This window comes from Nonomuraea bangladeshensis, assembly GCF_039529455.1.
Lineage (GTDB): Bacteria > Actinomycetota > Actinomycetes > Streptosporangiales > Streptosporangiaceae > Nonomuraea > Nonomuraea bangladeshensis.
In genome coordinates this window covers 404532-421025 of sequence record NZ_BAAAMV010000003.1, presented here as the reverse complement: position 1 = coordinate 421025, position 16494 = coordinate 404532, and the positions used below count along the sequence as shown (strand labels likewise).

The following is a 16494-nucleotide window of genomic DNA, read 5'->3' as shown; positions in this document are numbered from 1 at the left end:
CTTGAACCGATAGATGCCTAAAGGAACGGAAGCCTCGGCCTCCCCGTCCGCAGCTCCTGGACCACGGCGCGCTGCGGGCCAGGGGGCAGGAGTCCGATCCTGTCGCGGGAAACCCGCCCTCCCGGCCGGCTCAGCTGTCGCCCGCGCGGAGCACCTCGCTCAGCCGTCGCCGCCGGCGCAGCGCCGATTCGACGGGCACCACGACGGCGACCGCCGCCAGGAACACGACCGCCACCAGGCCGAGCGCCCACCACGGCACCGCCGGGGCCGGATCGGCGCCGGTGAGCACGCGCAGGGCGAGCGAGCCGAACGTCAGGCGGGCGAGCAGCACCCCGAGCAGCGGACCGCCCACGGCGGCGACCAGCACCGGCGGCAGCAGTTCTCCCGCGGCGACCCAGCGGGCCTCCCGGGGCCGCAGCCCGAGGGTGCGCAGCCGGGTGAGGGTCTGCCATCGCTCCGGCGCGCCGGCCGCCGTGCCGAGAGCGAGTCCCAGCAGGCCCAGGACCGGCAGGGTCACGGCCGAGACCCACGCCAAGCGCAGCAGTCCCGAGGCCAGCGGCCCCTCCACGATCCCACGGCCGACAGTGGCGGCGAAGACGAGCGCGTACGACGCCAAGGCCACGGAGGTCACGAGCACCAGCAGCGGCAGCACCCGGGCCGAGGCCACCGCCGCCCGCGCGGCCCCGAACACCGCCAGCGGCCGGCTCGACCGCAGCAGCCGCCTGAGCACGAGGCGCATCGCGAGGGGCAGCGCCCGCACCGGCACGAGCGCGCCCGCGAGCGCGCAGAGGGCGGGCGCGCTCGCGGGCAGCACCCCGCCGCCGATCCCACGCTGGTACAGCGCGACGAGGGCGCCGGCCGCGACCGCCAGCACCCCCAGCTCAAGCGCGGCCCGCCGCAGTCGTACGGTGTCACGCACCCACCGCCGCGCACTCCGGTCGGCAGGGACGCGGCGATCCCGGGTGGCGCGGGCGGCGGCGAGCGTGCCGAACGCCGGCCCCGCGACGACGGCGGTGACGACCACGGGGAGCGTCCACTCCCAGGACACCCCCGGCGCGACGGCCCGGGCCAGGCCGAGCCCGGCCGCGGCGGCCAGCAGCGCCAGCGCGGCGGATTCGAGCAGCAGCTCGCCGCCGATCACCGGGAGCGACATCCCCCTCTGCCGGGCGGCCGTCAGGGCGGAGGCGCGGCGGCGTACCAGCAGGTCGGCGGCGAGCAGCAGGACCAGGACCGCGACGGCGAGCAGGGTGACGAGCAGGACGGACGCCTGCGCGAACGCGGCCTCGACCTGGGCGCTCACCTTCCGCAACACCCCGTCGAGCCGGGTCTCCCACTTCAGTGAGCCGTCCCGGGCGCCGGAGGAGCCGGAGGACGCCTTGAGCGCGACCACCTTCGCGGCGACCGACGGGACCAGGTCCCAGGTGAGCCGGGCCGGGTCGGGCGTGAACGAGACGGTACGCCGCAACTCGTCCGGCCCGAAGGCGAGCCGCGCGTCGGGCAGCGACTCGCGGGACAGCAGCCCGGCGAGCCGGGTGGATCCGGTGCCGTCCGCGCCGGCGACGGGACGGAGCAGCGGGGGGAGGAGCCGCCAGGCGGGATCGGCGCTGTCCCGAGGCCGGAAGACGCCGCTGACCTGGACCTTCTTGACGTTCCCCTGGTCGTCGGCCAGCGGGATGTGGGCGCCGGGACGGAGCTGGAGAGCGGCGGCGTCCGCCTCCGACAGGCCCACCTGCACCGGCCACGGCGGCGCGCCGTAGGGAACCGCCGCCGTCTCGGAGGCGGTGGGCCGGGGTGGGCCGCCCGCGATCCAGGTCACGTCGGGCCCGCCGTCGCGGGCCACGTAGGCGAGCTGGAACGTCCGCAGCACGCTGCCATCGGTGATCTTGAGGGTGGGGCTGGTGACGGTGGCGACGGGTGGACGCAGGACGGCGCGCAGGCCGGGGCCGAGCTCGTCCGTCGCCCTGGTACGGAAGTCGTCGACGTCCTCGGCGAGGCGGGGGTGCCGGACCCGGCTGCCGTCCGGCCCGTCGTCGCCTTCCATGCGGGAGTGGACCTGGAGGTCGCCGCCGTCCCTGCGCACCGCGTCCCGTACGGCCGCGTCGGCGGTCGCCGACAACAGCGGCGGTACGGCGCCGGCCAGCAACGTGATCACCGCCACCACGACCGCGGCCAGGAGCAACGGCCCGGCGTCGACGCGGGCGCGGCCGGCGACGCTGGGCCAGTGCGGTCCCGGGACCCTCACGACGCCACCCGCAGATGCGCGGCGTCGGCGAGCCGGGCCTGGACGACGACGACCGCGCTCACCGCCAGCGCGCACCCGGCCAGCAGCCCGGTGAGCAGGACGGCCTCGGCGGCCCACGGCCAGACGGGCAGGACCTCGGGAACGGGCGCGGCGCCGGTGTCGGAGCGGACGAGCAGCGGCGCGACGACGCGGGTGGCCAGCGCGCCGACGACGGCCCCCACCGCGAGCAGCGGCACCAGGATGCCGACGTGCTGGCCGAGCAGCACGGCACGGATCTCGCGCCGGGTCATCCCGAGCCCCCGCAGCCGCGCGATCTCGACCGCACGGGCCCGCAGGTCGAACGTCACGTGCAGGACGATCCCGGCGATCATCAGCAGCACCGCCGCCGGCACGAGCAGCCGGAGCACGGCCGGCAGCCCGGCCCGCAGCGGGCCGCCGGTGAGCCGGGCGGCCTCGGAGGCGCGCGTGGTGACGTCGCCGAGGCGGAGACCGGCCGCGTCACCTCTGACGGGACGGCCGACCCACCACGCGTCCACGGGCACGTCGAAGTCGCCGCTGACGGCGAGGGCACGGGACAGGGCGTCGAAGTCGGCCAGGATGGCCGCCGCGCCCGGAGCGGACGGCACGGCCGGCAGCACCTCGGCCACGTCGACCTGTACGGGGGTGAGGCCGACGGTGAGGTCGAGCCGGGAGCCGCGCCGGGCGCCCACCTCGTCGGCGAAGCGGGCGGAGACGGCCACGGGCACCGGTCCCGGGGCCGGGAAGGCGGTGGCGATGAGGTTCCTGGCGGCCTCCGGGGGGCCCTTCAGCGCGACGGTCGTGGTCATCCGCAGCTCGGTGCCCGTGGAGGTGCTGGTCAGGGCGACGGCCGGACTGCCGAGCTGCCCGGGGGCCGGCCCGGCTGAGGTGGCGGTCCAGGGCGACGCCCCGGAGCCTGTTCCCGCGACGGTGAGCGTGACGGCGACGCGGCTGTCCCCCTCGGGGGCTTCCGCCAGGGCGTCGGAGTAGCCGGTGCCCACGTTCCCCGTCGCGATCGCGAACGGAAGGGACACCGCGACCAGCTGGAGCCCTTCGGCCGTCGCGCAGTCCGGCAGCGGATGCGCCGCGCCGTCGAGCGGGACGGGCGCGCCCGTGCACGGGGTACGCAGCCCGGTCGCGTCCTGCAGCAGCAGCCGGGGCGTCACGGTGAGCGGCGTCGGACCGGTCGCCTTCCCGGTCAGGGAGAGCGCTGCCCCGGCCGGGACGGGAACACCGGCGGCCCGCGCCTGCGGCGCGAGCAGGGCGCCCACGTCGCTCCAGGTGCGGCCGTCGTCCAGCCGCCCGCGCAGCAGCGCCTCGGCGCGCGTGGTGTCCATCGCGATCAGCCGGGGCGGGTCACCGGCGCCGCCGAGCCACTGCCCGACCGCGATGCCGCGATCGGTGGCCGGGCTCACCTCTCCCCCACTGGCCGCGCCGACCACGCTGCCCTGCCCGGCGGCGGGCGGGGCGGTGAGGGTGAGCGCGAGATCGGTGCCGACGGACAGATCGGCCTGGTCCTGCTGGGAGCGCTGCCACGTGGCGTCGAACCCGGCCCCGTACGTGGCCGCCGCGCACCCCAGCCCGATCAGCAGCCCCGCCGCGACCGCCTGTGGCCTGCGGGCGGCCTCGAACGCGGCCAGCGCGACCATCAGCCCGCGAGCCCGTCCGGCCAGCCGTTCCACCAGACGCAACGCGGGCCACACCAGGCGCAACGCCACGGCGGATCCGGCGATGAGCAGCAGCGCGGGAGCGAGCACCCGTACGGCGTCGACGGCAGAGCCCGAACCGGCCGGCTGGTCGCGCAACTGCCACCAGCCGACGGCGGCGAACGCCACGAGCAGCAGGTCCGCGCCGGAGCGGGCGAGCAGTTCCCGCCGCCCGCGCACACCTCCCGAGGGGGTCCGCAGCGCGGGCACGACGAGCACCGCCGCCAGCGCCAGCGCGCCGCCGGCGACGGACAGCACCTGTACGGCGTGCACGGAGAAAGGCGTGGCGAGCCCGGCCCCGGCCATGGGCGGCAGCCGGGTCAGCCCGGCGTGCAGGGCGGACGAGGCCGGGATCGCGACCGCGGCGGCGAGCACGGCGAGCGCGCCGGCCTCGACGAGCGCGGCGCCGGCGAGTTGGCCGCGGCCGAAGCCCAGCGCGGACAGCAGGGCGGTCTCGTCGCCGCGCACACCGGCGCTGAGCCGGCCGGCGAGGGCGAGGGCGGTCGCGGTCAGGACGAGTCCGATGGCGGCGACGGCGAGCACGGCGGCCGTGGTGACCCGCTGCTGCTCGTGGGCGGACAGCAGGGTCGCGGGCAGCCGGGAGGCGACGCGCTGGATGCGTACCCGGTCGCCGAGCGTCCGCCCCAGGCGGCGGTCCGCGCCGAGCACGGCCTGGGTGACGGTGTCGAGGTCGCGGACGGCCGGCGCGGACAGGTCGGGGCGGGCCACGATCTCCAGCCGGTCGAGGGTGGAGCCGCCGCCGAGCAGGTCGGCGAGGTCGACGAGGAACGGCCCGTACGCGTGGACCGGCTGGGCGGAGCGGCCGTCGCGGTAGGCCGGGTCGTAGCCGGCGGCGGCGAGGGGGTCACGCTCCCAGCCCGCGCCCGGCAGCGGGCGTACGACCCCGACCACGCGCACCTCGGCCTCCTGGTCGGGATCGTCGGCCAGCTCTCTGCCGAGGCGGACCCGGCTGCCGGCGGTCAGGCCGAGCTGCCGCGCGGTGCTCTCCAGGACGACCGCCTCCGCCGGCGCGGCGCCCGCCCGCGGCAGGCGTCCGGCGGCCAGCTGGGTGCGGGCCGGCAGGTCCTCCACCCCCGACAGGTACGCCACAGCCGGGACACCGGAGCCGGGCAGCGACCGCATCGCGGACGACGCGCGCGCGGCCGTCGTCGTCGCGAACGGGGCGAGGGCCGAGGTCAGCACGGCGCGGGTGTCGTCGGCGACGGATCTCGCGTGCTCGCCGCGGATGGTGACGGCGTAGGCGGTGACGTCGATCTGTTCGGGGGTGGCGCGGGAGGCGGCGGTCTCCAGCGCCCGCTCGGCGGTACGGGTGAGCAGGAGGGCGCAGGTGCCCAGCAGCGTGGGGCCGACCACGGCGACGGCCAGGAGCGCCGCCAGCAACGGCCATTGGGCACGGGCCCGCCGGGCGACCAGCCTCAGCACGGACGACCCTCACCGATCACGAATCGCCCCGGCTCGCGGAGTGCTCGGCGAGATGCCCGTCATTGATGCGGATCACCCGGTCCGCCAGCGCGAGCATCGTCGGATCGTGCGTGGAGACCAACGCCGTCACCCCCTCGGACTCCACCACCCCGCGCAGCAGCGCCATCACCGACAGCCCGGTCTCGGCGTCCAGCTGCCCGGTCGGCTCGTCCGCGATCAGCAGCCGGGGCGAGGCGGCCAGCGCCCGGGCGATCGCCACCCGCTGCTGCTGCCCGCCGGACAGCTCGGCGGGCAGCTGCTCGGCGTGGGCGGCCAGCCCGACCAGTTCCAGCAGCAGCGCGACCCGCCGCTCACGCTCCACCGGCGGTACGCGGGCCAGCCGCAGCGGGGCGCCCACGTTCTCCGCGGCCGACAGCACGGGGATCAGGCCGAAGGTCTGGAAGACGTACGAGACCTTCTCCCGCCGCAGCAGGGACAGGCCGTCCTCGTCGAGGGCGGTGACGTCCGTCCCGTCGACGAGGACCGTGCCGGAGTCCGGGCGGTCCAGGCCGCCGATGATGTTGAGCAGCGTGGTCTTGCCGGAGCCGGACCGCCCGACGAGGGCGGTCATGGTGCCGGCCGCGAGCTCGAACGTCACGTCCCGCAACGCGTGCACGGCGGTCGCCCCGCTGCCGTACCGGCGATGGACGCCGCGCACGCTCACCAGGGGGCCGCCGTTCACGCGGGCCCGCCTCCGTCGGGACGGATCGCGACGTGATCGGCCTCCAGCACCAGCCGGACCCGTCGCGTCAGCGCCAGCGCCTCCCGGTAGTCGCGCGGCACCTGAACCCGCCCGGCCCTGTCCATCACCGCGTACTCCTCGGCGATCACCTGCTGGGCGCCGTCGTCCCCGGTGGCGGTACGCCGCAGCACCTCGCTGCTCGTGCGCCCGTCGCGGATCGCCACCGTCCGCTCCACCTGCCCGCTGACCGAGGGATCGTGGGTCACGACGACGACGGTTACGCCCAGCCGCTGGTTGACGTCCCGCAACAGCCCGAACACCGCGGCCGACGTGGCGCTGTCCAGCTCCCCGGTCGGCTCGTCGGCCAGCAGCACCCTGGGCTCGTTGGCGAGGGCCACCGCGATGGCCACCCGCATCTGCTGCCCGCCGGACAGCTGCGCGGGCCGCCGCTCGGCGCACTCGGCGACGCCGAGCAGGTCCAGCAGCTCGGCGGCGCGCTTGCGGCGTACCCGGCCGGGAGCGCGGGCCGCGGTCATCGGCAGGTCGACCATCTGCCGCGCGGTCAGGTACGGGATGAGGTTGGCGGCGGTCTGCTGGCGTACGAGTCCGACGGTGTGCCGCCGGTACCGGACCCGATCGGCCCGCGACATGTCCAGCAGGTTCCACCGATCGACCCGCACCCGCCCGGCGGTGGGGGCGTCGACCCCGGCCAGGATGGACAGCAGCGTCGACTTTCCCGACCCGGACGCTCCGACGACGGCCACCATCTCCCCGCCGTCCACGACCAGGTCAAGCCCTTGCAGCGCCTGCACCTCGACCGACCCGGACTGGTAGATCCGCACCAGGCTCTCGCACACGATCAGCGCGTCCCGCCCGAACTCCGGCGCCTTCGCGGGAGGCTGCGGCAGGGGTAAGGGCGTGATGGACATCCCCCTCCTCGACCCCGGCACGGCTGCGCTCCGGGGCCGACTCTATCGCCCGCGCAAATCGAGCCCAAGACTCTTTCCTGAACGTAGGCGAACACATCATGACAACTACTTTGCGTGACCGGCGGATGACGATCGAGCATGAGGGTGATCAAGAAGGAGCCAGGAAGACCCAGATTCGGCCCGCACGATCCCCTGTGCGCGGTCAGACGTTTCCGCAGTTCAGAGCCACAATCAGCCCCTCTCGTCGCGGGTTGATCACTGGGTGTGATTGAATCGCGAGGAATATGACCGATTAATGCCCTTTACTCATGCTTTAGGCTGCTTTTCGGGGCTTTCCTGATGGTTTGACTATCTAGACGTCCTCGGAATACTGGGTGATCGAACGGCGCCGATTCGCTCTTTCCCCCTAGCTCAGGACTGTCATGCCGCCAGATTTTGCCAGCGTCGCGATAGTGGCAGGCGTCGTCGCCGTCGCCCTCGCAAGCGTGCTGATCTACCGCCACCGCGTACGCCGTGAGCTCGTCCGAACCCGTGCGCAGCTGACCGAGACCCGGGACGCGTACGAACACCTGTCCCGCGAGAACGCGCAGCGGGAACAGCGGATGCGGCAGGCCGAGCATCAGGCCAGAGAGGCCGCCGAGGAGGCCCGCGAGCTGCGCGCCCAGCAGGACCTGACGCGCGTCGAGACCGAGCACCTGCTGTCCACCCGCATCCCGGCACTGGTCTCCCACCTGCGCGCCTCGCACGTGACCGTCCCGGGGCTGCAGAATCCGGCGCTGGCCGGCACCGACGTCGACCGCCAGCACCACGCCCTGCTCGACGCGATCTCCAACGCCGTACGCGAGGAGGCGGTCCGCATCGACGAGGCGGCCCAGGCGGTCGTCCGGGGCGCGATGGCCCGCGTGCAGACCCAGGCGCTGCGCGCCCAGGACCTGCTGGCCGCCGTGCAGCGGCGCTACAGCGGCGACGAGCACACCCAGCTGCTGCGCGAGGTGCTGGGGCTCGACATGTTCAACGAGCTCATCGTGCGCCGCGCCCAGGCCACCGGCATCGCCTGCGGCGCCACGACGGGCCTGTCCCGCGATGACACCTACCTCGTGGACCTCGTGGTGGGAGCCATCGCGCGGGTCGAGAACTTCGATCAGCGCATCGAGGGGCCGGCCAACCACCTGCGCCGCCGCGTCGGCGTGGCCGCCAGGGCCGCGGAGCCGATCCTGTTCGTCACCTCTGAGCTGCTGGCCAACGCCGTCCATCACTCCCACGGCACGCTCAAGGTGACCATCGCCGTGCACGAGACCAACACGGGCGCGGCCATCGTCATCGACGACGCCGGGGTGGGGCTCAACGAGGAGCAGTACGCGCGGGCCAGCCGGCTGCTGAGCGGCCGGCACGCCGTGCGGCTGGTCGACCTGGGCAGCCCGCCCCACACCGGATGGGCGGCCATCGGGCGGCAGGTCGCCCAGTACGGCATGCAGGTGACGGTGAAGAAGAGCGCCTACGGCGGCGTCCAGGCCGTGGTGAGCGTACCCGCGGCCCTGCTGGTGGAGATGCCCGAGGGCACCCGCCCCTCCGTGCTCGCGCCCGAGCCGGTCAGGGCCGTCGTGGCGGCGGCGCCGCCGTACCAGCGCCGTGCGCCGGAGCCCGAGACGGCGCCGCAACCGGCGCACGCGTCGGTTGCGGCGATGCCCGCGCGCGCGACCGCACTGGCCGATGTCCCGGCCGGCCCGGCTGCCGGCCCTGCCGGGGCCGAAGGTCTTCCCGGGTTGCCGCAGCGCCGCCGTCAGTCGCCGCGGCGCGCTCCGTCCAGCGCCGCCGCCGGCCCGCTCACCACCCCGGAGGAGGCCCAGAAGCGGTGGGGTGACTTCCAGACGGGCGCCGAAGCGGGCCGCCGCGAAGCAATGCCGTCTCACCAGGACGACGCGACCGAAGGGAACTGACCGCTCCATGGACCACACCCCCGCCGCCACTCCCCGCCCGAGCCGCCGGCCGCTGACGCTCGACGTGTCCTGGGTTCTGTCGCCGCTCCTGGCGCTGCCCGGTGTCGCCAGCGGCGTGGTGCTGAGCCGCGACGGGCTCATCCTCGGCGGTTCCGCCGACGTGAGCGTCGAGGCGGGAGAGCGAACGGCCGCGATGACGAGCTCGGTGCTGGGAGCGGCCCGCGCCCTGTGCGAGGGGCTCAGCAACGGCGCCGACGGCGAGGTGGTGGACATCGTCATCTCCGCGGGCAACGGCTACTACTACATCGCCCCGGCAGGAGACCGCGCCGCCATCGTCGTGGCCGCCACCGGTGCCGTCAACGTCGGGTCTCTCGCCTACGAGGTGCAGCTCCAGGTGCAGAAGCTCATCAAGGCGCTCAACGACGCCAGCGCGGCCAGGACACCGGAAATCCCCGCATGACCTCCGGACGACAGCGCCGGCGTGTCGTCCCCGACTTCATGGCCGCCGCCAAGCTGGCCGTGCCCGAACAGATCAACGTCGAGCGGACGACCCTCGTCCACGTCGCTCCCGAGGTGGCCGCCGACGCGCTGGACCCTCCGGGCGTCCACCTGGTGAACCTCCTGAGGGAGGGTCCGCTGTCCGTCTACGAGTGCGCGGCGCACCTGGACCTGCCGTACTGCGTGGTGCGGCTGCTGGTGGCGGGGCTGGCGGCCTCCGGCACGCTGCTCACCCGGGATCCGCCCCGCGCGGACGGTCCTGACCTAGAAATCTTGGAGTTGGTTCTGAGTGGCCTCCGCGCTCTCTGAAAGCCGGATCAGCGTCGACCACATCCCGGTCAAACTGATCATCGCCGGGCCGTTCGGCGTGGGCAAGACGACCATGGTCGGCGCCCTGTCGGAGATCAAGCCCCTCAACACCGAGGAGGTCCTGACCCAGGCGGGCACGCTGGTCGACGACCTCACCGGCGTCAACGAGAAGACCACGACCACGACCGCCATCGACTTCGGCCGGCTCACGCTGCCCGGCGTGGTGCTGTACCTGTTCGGGGCTCCTGGCCAGACGCGCTTCCAGGTCCTGTGGGAGGAGCTGGCGCGCGGCGCGCTGGGCGTGCTCGTGCTGGCCGACACGCGGCGCATCGACGACAGCTTCGCCGTGCTGGATCTGGTGGAGAACGCCGGCATCAGGTACGCGGTCGCGGTCAACCACTTCCCCGACTCGCCCGAATACCCGGCCGAGGCGTTGCGGCAGGCGCTGGACCTGGACCCGCGCACCCCGCTGCTGGTGTGCGACGCCCGCGACCCCGCCTCCGCCCGCGCCTCGCTGATCGCTCTGGTGGAGCACATCAAGGAACTGATGGTGTCATGACCCTGCGTTATCTGCCCGACGCGGGCAAGCTGTACGGCCCCGAGTGGACCCGGGACCCGCAGGCGGTCTACGCGAGACTGCGCGAGCGCCACGGCCCCGTCGCGCCCGTGGAGATCGCCCCTGGCGTCCAGGCCCACCTGGTGATCGGATACCAGGCCGCGGTGGACGTGCTCACCAACGCCGGCGGCGTCTGGAGCAAGGACTCGCGCCCGTGGCAGGTCAGGCTGCCAGACACGCCCGGGGCCGCGGCCGCGCTCGGCATGCTCGCCCACCGCACCAACGTCCTGTACTCGGACGGCGCCGATCACGCCCGCTACCGCAAGGTGATGACCGACTGCTACGGCATGATCCAGCCGCACAAGCTGCGCGACATGGTGATCGAGGTCTCCGACTCGCTCATCCGCCGCTTCGCCGCGACCGGGTCGGCCGACCTGGCCACCGAGTTCGCCAGGCCGATCCCGCTGCGGGTCTTCAACCTGCTCCTGGGGCGTCCGGACGCCGACAGCGCCGCCCTGATCTCGGCCCTGTACGACATGATGGAGGCCGACGGCGAGGCCGGGGCGCGCGGCACCGAAGCCTACTACCGCTACATCACCGAGCTCATCGAGGCCAAGTACGCCGACCGCGGCGACGACCTCACCTCGTGGTTCATCGACCATCCCGTCGGGCTGAGCCGGCAGGAGGTGCTGGAGGCGCTCGTGGTCACCCTGGCCGCCGGCTTCGACCCGATGGCCAGCCTCATCTCGAACACGATCTCGCGGATGGTCAGCGACGACCGCTACTACAACTCGCTGTCCAACGGCGCGCTGAGCACGTACGACGCGCTGCTGGAGGCGCTGCGCGCCGAGCCCCCGATGGCCAACTACGGCCCGTACTTCACGACGCGGGCGGTGGACTTCCACGGCACCTGGATCCAGCCCGCCGAGCTGGTCCTGGTCTCCTACGCGGCGGCCAACACCGAGCCCACGCACGTCCCGGACGAGCTGCGCTCCGACGGCGGCGCCTATCTGGGCTTCGGCGCGGGCGCGCACCGCTGCCCGGCGGCGGACCCGGCGACGCTCATCGCGATGACCGCCATCGAGCGGCTGACCTCCCACCTGAGCGACCTCGAACTGACCGTGCCGCGCGAGGAGCTGGAATGGCGGCCGGGGCCCTTCATCCGGTCGCTGGCCGGCCTGCCCGTCCGCTTCACCCCCATCCGTCCAGACCAACCAGGAGAATCCCCTTGGTCAGCGCACCACCCGTCGTCCTCGACCCCTTCGGAGCAGACCTCCCAGGCGAGACCCGCCGACTACGCGACCTCGGCCCCCTGGTCCTCGTAGAGCTTCCCGGAGGCATCCCGGCCTGGGCGGTCAACGGGCACGAGCTGCTCAAGGAGCTCATACTCAACCCGCTGGTCAGCAAGGACAAACGCCACTGGCGGCTGTGGGAGGAGGTCGGCTCCCGGCCCGAGTGGATGTGGATCGCCACGTGGCTCGGCGTGCGGAACATGCTGAGCACGTACGGCGCGGACCACCGGCGGCTGCGCAAGCTCATCGCGCCGAGCTTCACCGCGCGCCGCAGCAAGGCCCTGCAGCCGACCATCGAGCGCGTCATCGGCGAACTGCTCGACGACATGGCGGCGGCGCCGGCCGGGGAGCCGGTCGATCTGCGCGCGGCGTACGCGCATCCGCTGCCGATGCGGGTGATCTGCGAGCTGTTCGGCGTGCCCGACCACATGCGGGCCGAGATGGCGCAGATCATGGAAGCGGTCATGGACACCACGGCCACGCCGGAGGCGGCGGCGGCCAACTTCCAGCGGATCATGACCGTGCTGCCCGCGCTGGTCGCGTACAAGCGCGAACATCCCGGCGACGACCTGACCACGGAGCTCATCCAGGCCCGCGACCAGGGCGACCGGCTCACCGACGACGAGCTGCGTGACACGCTGCTGCTGCTCATCGCCGCCGGGCACGAGACCACGGTCAACCTGATCGGCAACGCGGTGCACGCCCTGCTCACCCATCCCGAGCAGCTCCGGCGGGTGCTGGCCGGAGAGATCTCGTGGGAGGCGGTGGTGGAGGAGACCCTGCGCTGGGCGCCCTCCATCGCGAACCTGCCCCTGCGCTTCGCCATCGAGGACATCGAGATCGGCGGCGCGCGGATCGCGGCGGGCGACGCCATCCTCACCACCTATCTGTCGGCGAACCACGACCCCGCTCAGCACGGTCAGGACGCCGGCAGCTTCGACGCCACGCGGCCCCAGGACGAGCACCTCGCCTTCGGCATCGGCGTGCACCGCTGCATCGGCGCCCCGCTGGCCAGGCAGGAGGCGCTCACCGCGCTGCCCGCCCTGTTCGACCGCTTCCCCGATCTGTCCCTGGCCGTGGGCGAGGGCGAGCTGAGGCACGTTCCGTCGTTCATCGCCCACGGGTGGAGCACGCTGCCGCTCCTGCTCGGGGACGGCCCGCGCGGCTGACACGGTCGTCCGGACCCTGGAGCCGCCGCAGAAGGGCGGCTCCAGGGTCCGGACGTCACAGGGCGTTCAGACGCGAGTCCACTTCTGGTTGTTCTGGCCGTTGCACGGCCAGATCTGCACCCTGGTGCCGTTGGCGGTGGCGGCGCCGGACACGTCCAGGCACTTGTTCGCTCCCACCGCCGTGATCGTGCCGTCGGTGTTGAGCCGCCACTTCTGGTTGTTCTGGCCGTTGCAGTCCCAGATGATCACGGCGGTGCCGTCCGCCGTCCCGCCCCCGTTCACGTCGAGGCACTTGGTGCCGTACACCCGCAGCTCACCCGCGGCGGTCGCCGTCCACTGCTGGCCGGGCTGCCCGTTGCAGTCCCAGATCTGCACCTGTGTGCCGTTCGTCTGCGAAGCGCCGTTGAGGCACCGGTTCGATGCCACACCCCGCAGCGCGCTGCCCGAGGACGAGCCGTCACCCTGCCCGACGCCCTTGCCGTTGAGGGTGAACGAGTCCACGTCGAACGCGTTCGCGGACGGCGCCTTGAACACGACGTAGACGGTGTGGGTGCCTCCGAGGTCGGTGACCCGCACCGCGGGCTGGGACACGTAGGTGTTCCACCCTCCGGTCGCCGCGACGGGACTGGAGGCGATCAGGGTCCCCGTCGGCGAGTCGGCGCGCAGTTCGATGGACGCCCCGGTGCTGGACGGCGCCGAGAGGCGGAAGGACACCGTGTCGATCCCGGAGAGGTTGACCGGGCTGAAGGAGATCCAGTCGTTGTTGGAGATGTCGCCGATGCGCCTGCCGCCCTCGGCACCCGTCTCGTCGACGATCCGGATCCCGGACGAGCCGGTGAAGTGCTCGGCCTGCTTGTGCTTGGGCTGCAGGGTGACGCCGGCGCTGCCCTTCAGGCCGCCCTTGTCGGTGTAGTCGGCGGACAGGGCGTAGTAGACGTTGGCGGCCTCGTCGTGGCCGGACGCGGTGGTCGTGACCGTGCCGGTGCAACCGGTGTACTGGCCGGTGTCGTGGGCGTGCTGGTCATGGCCGAGCGCCGTGATCACGTTGACCTTGGTGCAGTCGACGGCGCCGTCCTCGGGGTCGGTGACGCTCACCGTGTACGCCACCTGGTCGCCGAAGTCGATGAACCCGCCGTCGGGCGGAGCCGAGAAGACGACCTTGGGACGGGTGTTGCCGACGGCGATGGACAACGTGACGCTGCCCGTCTTCCCACCGGAGTCCCGTACGGTCAGCTTGGCGGTGTAGGTCCCGTTGGCGCTGTAGGTGTGGGACGGGTTGGCGCTGGTGGAGGTCCCGCCGTCGCCGAAGTCCCACGCGTAGGTGATCGCGTCGCCGTCGGGGTCGGACGAGCCGGCCGAGGAGAACGCCACCGTCAGCGGCGCCGCGCCCGAGTCGGGGTTGGCGCTCGCCTTGGCCAGGGGCGCGCGGTTTCCCGCCACGTAGTCGATCCGGTAGATGCTGTCATCGGTGTTCGCGTGGCCGAAGCCGTTGCCCCAGTCGGCCATGTACAGCGCGCCGTCCGGACCGAACTTCATGTCGATCGGCGCGTGCGGGGCGAGCTGCGCCGCGAAGGGGTTGATCTTCAGGAGGTTGCCCGAGGAGTCCAGCCGGAGCTCCTTGACGAAGTTGCGGCTCCACTCGTAGAGGAACGGCGTGCCGTCGAAATACTCGGGGAACTTGCGGTCGGAGCCGCCGGCGGCGTCGTAGCGGTAGAAGGGGCCGCCCATCGGGGCGGCACCGCCGCAGCAGTTGATCTCGGGGAACTCGGCCGAGGCGTGGTAGTTGTACCAGATGGTCGCGGGCTTGGCCGCGGGCAGATTGGTCAGGCCGGTGTTGTTGGGCGAGTCGTTGACGGGCGCCGAGCAGTTGAACTTCGCGCCGGAGGTGTTGGTGGCGAAGTTGTAGTCGTTGAACGGGATGTTGTTGCCGACGCAGTACGGCCAGCCGTAGAAGCCCGGCTGCTTGATCAGGTTCCACTCGACGGTGCCCTCGGGACCGCGGTTGGGGTTCGCGGCGCCGGCGTCGGGGCCGTAGTCGCCCACGGAGATCCAGCCCGTCACCTTGTCGACCGAGAAGCGGAACGCGTTGCGGAAGCCCATCGCGTAGATCTCCGGCCGCGTCTTGGCGGTGCCGGGCGCGAACAGGTTGCCGGACGGGATGGTGTAGGTGCCGTCGGCCTCGGGGTGGATGCGCAGGATCTTGCCGCGCAGGTCGTTGGTGTTGGCCGCGGACCGCTGGGCGTCGTAGTGCTCCCGGCCCGGCCGCTCGTCGATCGGGGCGTAGCCGCTGGACCCGTTGGGGTTGGTGTCGTCACCCGGGCCGATGTACAGGTTCCCGCCCGGCCCGAACGCGAGGTAGCCGCCGGTGTGGCCGGGCTCGTCGACGTTGCGGTAGGCCGGGACCTCGATGATCTTCTTCTCGCTCGCCAGGTCGAGGCTGGTGCCGTTGAAGGTGAACCTCGACACCCGGTTCACCTCACCGCCGTTGGACGGCGAATAGTTGACGTAGATCCAGCCGTTGGTGGCGAAGTTCGGGTCCAGCGCCAGCCCGACGCCGCCGTCCTCGCCGCCGTCGTACACCGACAGGGTGGCGATGACGCGCGTGCCCCCGCCGCCCGCGGGGATCAGGTTCACCTTGCCCGAGCGCGAGATGTAGAAGACCCTGCCGTCACCGGCCACGTCCAGCTCCATCGGCTGGTCCGGCGCGGCGTCGAGGGTGACCTTCTGGAACCGGCCCGCGACGGTGCCGCCGCAGTCGCCCGGGGCCGCGCCCGCCGCCCACTGCACCCCGCCCAGCAGGTGCTGCTTGAACGACGACTCCGAGTAGGAGGACGCCTGGTGGCCCATCGCGGTGGCCCACAACCGGCCGCCCTCCGGGTTGTGGCACCAGGAGATCGGGTGGTCGGCGCCCATCTTGTTCGGCCCCGCGTCATAGGTGGTCTCGTCCGCGGTCACCAGCACGTGCACCGAGCCGCGCATGTTCTTGTCGAAGTTGTACCACTCCTCGGTGCGCACCCAGCGATCCGGCAGCCCCTTCGTGGAGGGGTGAACCTTGTCGGCCACCTTGGCGGTGCCCTGGAGGATCGACGAGTGCGCGGTCATGTGCGCGCCGGCCAGGGCTACCTGGTCCCACCAGGGGAACTGCGTCTCGATGTTCATGTCGGTGGCGTTGTGGATCGCGACGACGCCGTGGCCGCTGCGCACGTACGCCTGGAATGCCTGACGCTGGGCGTCGTTGTCCCAGACCATGCCGCTGGTCTGCAACATGATCACCGCGTCGTAGGTGTTCAGGGTCGCGGTCGTGAAGACGGCGGAGTCCTCGCTCTGGTCGAGCTGGAAGTTGTTGTCGGCCGCCAGCTGCTGGAACATCGCGATGCCGGCGGGGATGGAGTCGTGCCGGTAGGCGCCGCTCGCGGTCTTGGTGAACAGCAGCACCTTGAACTGCGGAGCGGCCGCGTGCGCCACCAGCGGCACCGCGGACAGCCACAGCCCTAACAGGACCGCGGCGAGGGCGGGGAGCAGGCGTGATGTTCGCATGAAGGATCTCCTGGGAGTGGCCCACCCAAATCGAGTCGCCACGAAAATAGGTCGGACTAAATACGGGCGTCAAGCATGCTTATCGAGCGAATTGACGACCGCCTTTCCGCTTCCACTGAGCCGAGAACTCGCTTCGT

General features: G+C 72.8%; 11 protein-coding genes. 6 read left to right on the top strand and 5 right to left on the bottom strand.

All coding sequences use genetic code 11. From position 1 onward, the window contains the following. Positions 1 to 130: 130 nt before the first annotated feature. The 4 genes from ABD292_RS10130 to ABD292_RS10115 are packed head-to-tail and all read right to left on the bottom strand — an operon-like array spanning position 131 to position 7059. On the bottom strand, positions 131 to 2242 hold the full coding sequence (locus ABD292_RS10130) for an FtsX-like permease family protein (protein ID WP_344206819.1): 2112 nt from the start codon (positions 2240 to 2242) through the stop codon (positions 131 to 133). Continuing rightward, positions 2239 to 5409, bottom strand: a complete 3171-nt coding sequence (locus tag ABD292_RS10125; protein WP_344206818.1) for an FtsX-like permease family protein — start codon at positions 5407 to 5409, stop codon at positions 2239 to 2241. Before ABD292_RS10125 ends, ABD292_RS10130 begins: the two co-directional genes overlap by 4 nt. Positions 5410 to 5425: 16 nt before the next feature. After that, the gene (locus ABD292_RS10120; protein WP_344206817.1) at positions 5426 to 6130 is read right to left on the bottom strand and encodes an ABC transporter ATP-binding protein; all 705 of its coding nucleotides are present in this window, start codon (positions 6128 to 6130) and stop codon (positions 5426 to 5428) included. Further along, positions 6127 to 7059, bottom strand: coding sequence for an ABC transporter ATP-binding protein (locus ABD292_RS10115; protein ID WP_344206816.1), 933 nt, complete (start codon positions 7057 to 7059; stop codon positions 6127 to 6129). Before ABD292_RS10115 ends, ABD292_RS10120 begins: the two co-directional genes overlap by 4 nt. A gap of 452 nt (positions 7060 to 7511) precedes the next feature. On the opposite strand from ABD292_RS10115, the gene ABD292_RS10110 reads away from it, so the two are divergent. Genes ABD292_RS10110 through ABD292_RS10085 form a run of 6 tightly spaced genes read left to right on the top strand, consistent with a single transcriptional unit; the run spans position 7512 to position 12820 of the window. Further along, positions 7512 to 8996: an ATP-binding protein gene (locus ABD292_RS10110; RefSeq protein ID WP_344206815.1), complete on the top strand. Its 1485-nt coding sequence runs from the start codon at positions 7512 to 7514 to the stop codon at positions 8994 to 8996. 7 nt (positions 8997 to 9003) lie between these two features. Then, positions 9004 to 9456 carry a roadblock/LC7 domain-containing protein gene (locus ABD292_RS10105; RefSeq protein ID WP_329591430.1) on the top strand — a complete coding sequence of 151 codons (453 nt, stop codon included), beginning with the start codon at positions 9004 to 9006 and terminating at the stop codon, positions 9454 to 9456. Next, positions 9453 to 9803, top strand: a complete 351-nt coding sequence (locus tag ABD292_RS10100) for a DUF742 domain-containing protein (protein ID WP_344206814.1) — start codon at positions 9453 to 9455, stop codon at positions 9801 to 9803. The genes ABD292_RS10105 and ABD292_RS10100 overlap by 4 nt, the downstream gene beginning before the upstream one ends. Further along, positions 9784 to 10362, top strand: coding sequence for a GTP-binding protein (locus tag ABD292_RS10095; RefSeq protein ID WP_344206813.1), 579 nt, complete (start codon positions 9784 to 9786; stop codon positions 10360 to 10362). Before ABD292_RS10100 ends, ABD292_RS10095 begins: the two co-directional genes overlap by 20 nt. Next, positions 10359 to 11684 carry a cytochrome P450 family protein gene (locus ABD292_RS10090; protein ID WP_344206812.1) on the top strand — a complete coding sequence of 442 codons (1326 nt, stop codon included), beginning with the start codon at positions 10359 to 10361 and terminating at the stop codon, positions 11682 to 11684. Before ABD292_RS10095 ends, ABD292_RS10090 begins: the two co-directional genes overlap by 4 nt. Beyond that, on the top strand, positions 11588 to 12820 hold the full coding sequence (locus ABD292_RS10085) for a cytochrome P450 family protein (RefSeq protein WP_344206811.1): 1233 nt from the start codon (positions 11588 to 11590) through the stop codon (positions 12818 to 12820). The genes ABD292_RS10090 and ABD292_RS10085 overlap by 97 nt, the downstream gene beginning before the upstream one ends. 66 nt (positions 12821 to 12886) lie before the next feature. Here the strand turns inward: ABD292_RS10085 and ABD292_RS10080 are convergent, their stop codons facing one another. Further along, positions 12887 to 16357, bottom strand: coding sequence for a ThuA domain-containing protein (locus ABD292_RS10080; RefSeq protein WP_344206810.1), 3471 nt, complete (start codon positions 16355 to 16357; stop codon positions 12887 to 12889). Positions 16358 to 16494 lie beyond the last annotated feature (137 nt).